The sequence below is a fragment of the Xanthomonas axonopodis genome (assembly GCF_001304695.1).
Taxonomy (GTDB): domain Bacteria; phylum Pseudomonadota; class Gammaproteobacteria; order Xanthomonadales; family Xanthomonadaceae; genus Xanthomonas; species Xanthomonas axonopodis.
Window position 1 is genome coordinate 1 of sequence record NZ_JFAQ01000281.1, and the last position, 3,140, is coordinate 3,140.

Below are 3,140 nucleotides of genomic sequence, written 5' to 3' on the forward strand. Positions count from 1 at the left end.
TCAGGACGGGGGGACGTCGACTCAGCTGTTAGGCTGCTAAAAAACATGGATACCTGAGGCACTATGGAACAAAAATACCAACTCATTACCTCGCCACTTTGCCGATCAATCAGCGCCAACGGCCATACAGTTCAAGTAGAGATTTATCGCGGGCCTGACACAGCTTGGACACTTGAAGTTATTGACGCATCCAACACGTCTACCGTTTGGGATGATCTGTTCGCTACAGACCGGGCCGCTTTGGACGAGGCGCTACGGACAATTCGGGACGAGGGCATTGAAACGCTTGTAGGACCAGCGGGCGCCAGGTTGCAGTAGTGGCACAGCCTAACCATTCATTCAAGCCGGCTCCCATTCGCGGGCCGGCGTAATTCAAGCGCCATGGCGCTTTTCAGGATTCAGTGCATGGATAAGTCACAAGCAGACGCGATTGCGCAGGCCCTACTTCTGCCGGATCTGGAAGCGCAAGAAAAGATTCGTCGTCGGCGTGCCGCGGAAGGCCAGGGCGTGGCGGACCGCCGGATGGTTGCCTGGTTTTCTCTTTCCGGCTTGGTCATCGGTGCCGTTGTGGCACACCTTCCTGGCTATCGCTTCACAAATGGCATCATGTGGGGTGGCATCGCTGGCGGCGCCGTTGGCTGGGCTGCACTCAGGTTGTATCGTCGCCGGCTGGCGCCCTGACACTTCATTCCAGCCGACAGCACGACGCAGCGCGGCTTGGCTCAAGCGTCAAGACGCACACGAGAGATATGTAAGCAAGGGCGCCGCGAGCGCATTCTGCGGTCAGGGCCGACAGCCGATGCGCACGCCGGAGCGCCGCCGCACCACGTCACGGGATTGGCTTGAATCGCGGTGACGTGGTGCGGCGCCTATGCCATCGCTTCGTCGGGATCCAATGCCACTGCCGCCTGCTGCGCGCGATCGAATCGCTCGCGGGCGGCGCGGATGTTGCCGTGGTTTTCGCCCGCCCAAGTGAGCAGTTGCGAGACTGGGCCGAGCAGCGCGATGCCCAGCTTGGACAGCGCGTATTCCACGCTCGGCGGCTTGGTGGCGTAGACCTTGCGGGTGATCATGCCGTTGCGCTCAAGGTTGCGCAGGGTCTGGGTGAGCATGCGCTTGGAGATGTCCGGCACGGCGCGTTGGATGGCACTGAAGCGGGATGGGCCGGGGATCAGCGTCAGCAGGATCAGCAGGGTCCACTTGTCGCCGATCTGGTCGAGCACATCGCGTACCGGGCACTTGGTGGCGTCGAAGGGTCCTTCCAGGGACGGCGGCGGCGGGAACAGGGCAATCGCATTCACGTGGGGTATCTCACGGTAACCAGGGGGAGCAAAACTGCCTCCTTGCGGAGGCCTGGGCGGCGCTGACACTATGCAGGCGAACGATGAGGTCTAGATAGTAGACTAAATCTCCAATGAAAACCTAACGGAGCCCATCATGACATCTGCATCCCCCCTGATTCTTGTCACCGGCGCCAGCGGGCAGTTGGGTGCGCTGGTTGTCGAGGCGCTGCTTGGCCATCTGCCTGCAAACCGCATCGTAGCAACGGCCCGGGATACCGCGTCACTTGCCGAGTTCGCAAAACGCGACATCGCGGTACGTCAGGCCGACTATGCGAACCCGCAAAGCCTGGACGCAGCCTTCGCGGGCGTGGGGCGCGTGTTGCTGGTCTCGTCCAATTCGGTCGGCCAGCGCGTGCCGCAACACCGCAACGTGATCGAGGCGGCCAAGCGCGCCGGGGTGGAGCTGCTGGCGTATACGAGCATCCTGCATGCCGATACCAGCACGCTGTCGCTGGCCGCCGAGCATGTGGCCACCGAGGCGCTGCTGCGCGAGAGCGGCGTGCCGCATGCGCTGCTGCGCAACGGCTGGTACACCGAGAACTACACCGGCTCGATCGCCGCGGAAGTCGCCCATGGCGCGGTGATCGGCAGTGCGGGCGAAGGCAAGATCAGTGCGGCCACGCGCGCCGACTATGCTGCAGCTGCTGCAGCAGTGCTGGCTTCGGATACACCACAGTCCGGGCAGGTGTACGAGCTGGCGGGCGATACCGCTTTCACGATGGCCGAGTACGCCGTCGAGGTGGCGCAGCAGTCGGGCAAGCCGGTGGCCTATCACGACCTGCCGGAAGCCGATTACGCGGCAGCGCTGGTGCAGATCGGCCTGCCGGCCGGCTTTGCGCAGGTGCTGGCGCAGTGCTCGGCGGCCTCGCGCAGCGGTGACCTGTTCGACGATAGCCATACGCTGAGCCGGTTGATCGGCCGCCCCACCACGCCGTTGCGCGACGCGGTGGCGGCGGCACTCGCAACGCGCTGACTCGCGGCTGGGACCACGGCGCTGCCGAGCCGTTAGGCAAGCGCTGGCTGGCGCAGCGTTGCGGAGGTGCGCGGTGACCGCTTGGAATCACGGCGACCTTCGTGCTGCTTCACCCCATGTGATCGCCGGCGATGGCCGGCTGGTTGGCGTGGCTGCGCGTGTCGCGATGATCGCCAGTGCGTTGCACCAGCGGCATCGGTTGAGGCGATCGGCAGTGGCGCTGCGCTGACAGCCGATCGGCAACCGCGCGCATCGCCGTTGGTCAATGCGTGGTGCAGTGATCGAGCCGACGTGACCTTGGGTAGCTGCTCACGCTGGAGACCTGCACGGCCTGGACACGGCGCGATGCACTGCCACCGCAGCACACGGCAATGTGACCGAGCCGATGCCGCTCACGTGCTTGCCCATACGCAAGGGTGGCGCAGCCGCGCCCCACAGCGAGTCCAGCAGGTACTGCCGCGCAGCCATCGGCGATGCTCAACGTCGGAGCATGGATGGCCCGCACGCAATCTCGTCATGCCGCGGCCGCACGTTCCCGCATGCAGTTCTGTACGAGCGCCTTCACCATATCGCGCGCAGCTGGGCCCGCCTCAAGTTGGTCGCATAACTGCCATCGCCGCGACACGACGGTGACACAAGGGACGCGGCGGCGGAGCCCGGCAGTGTCACCAAACCGACATCAAATCTAAGAGTGGCTAACAAAACGTAGCGAGCGGTCGTCAGGTGGGCGTGGACGGCGCACAGGAACCGGAGTGTACGAGGGGTACATGAGGATTCCGAGCACCGGCCGCGCCCGCCTGGCGGCTGCGCAGTAGTTTTGTTAG

At 64.3% G+C, this 3,140-nt stretch carries 3 protein-coding genes and 1 other RNA gene; 2 read left to right on the forward strand and 2 right to left on the reverse strand.

Annotation, left to right across the window (positions count from 1 at the left end; genetic code table 11):
• Positions 1–405: 405 nt before the first annotated feature.
• Positions 406–681, forward strand: coding sequence for a hypothetical protein (locus XAXN_RS19640; protein WP_054320765.1), 276 nt, complete (start codon positions 406–408; stop codon positions 679–681).
• Positions 682–869: 188 nt separating this feature from the next.
• Here the strand turns inward: XAXN_RS19640 and XAXN_RS19645 are convergent, their stop codons facing one another.
• The gene (locus tag XAXN_RS19645) at positions 870–1,301 is read right to left on the reverse strand and encodes a winged helix-turn-helix transcriptional regulator (RefSeq protein WP_005915232.1); all 432 of its coding nucleotides are present in this window, start codon (positions 1,299–1,301) and stop codon (positions 870–872) included.
• A 136-nt stretch (positions 1,302–1,437) separates the two neighbouring features.
• On the opposite strand from XAXN_RS19645, the gene XAXN_RS19650 reads away from it, so the two are divergent.
• Positions 1,438–2,316: an SDR family oxidoreductase gene (locus XAXN_RS19650; RefSeq protein WP_054320766.1), complete on the forward strand. Its 879-nt coding sequence runs from the start codon at positions 1,438–1,440 to the stop codon at positions 2,314–2,316.
• A 693-nt stretch (positions 2,317–3,009) separates the two neighbouring features.
• Here XAXN_RS19650 and XAXN_RS22250 read toward each other — a convergent pair.
• Positions 3,010–3,085, reverse strand: a non-coding RNA gene (locus XAXN_RS22250) — sX9 sRNA.
• Positions 3,086–3,140 lie beyond the last annotated feature (55 nt).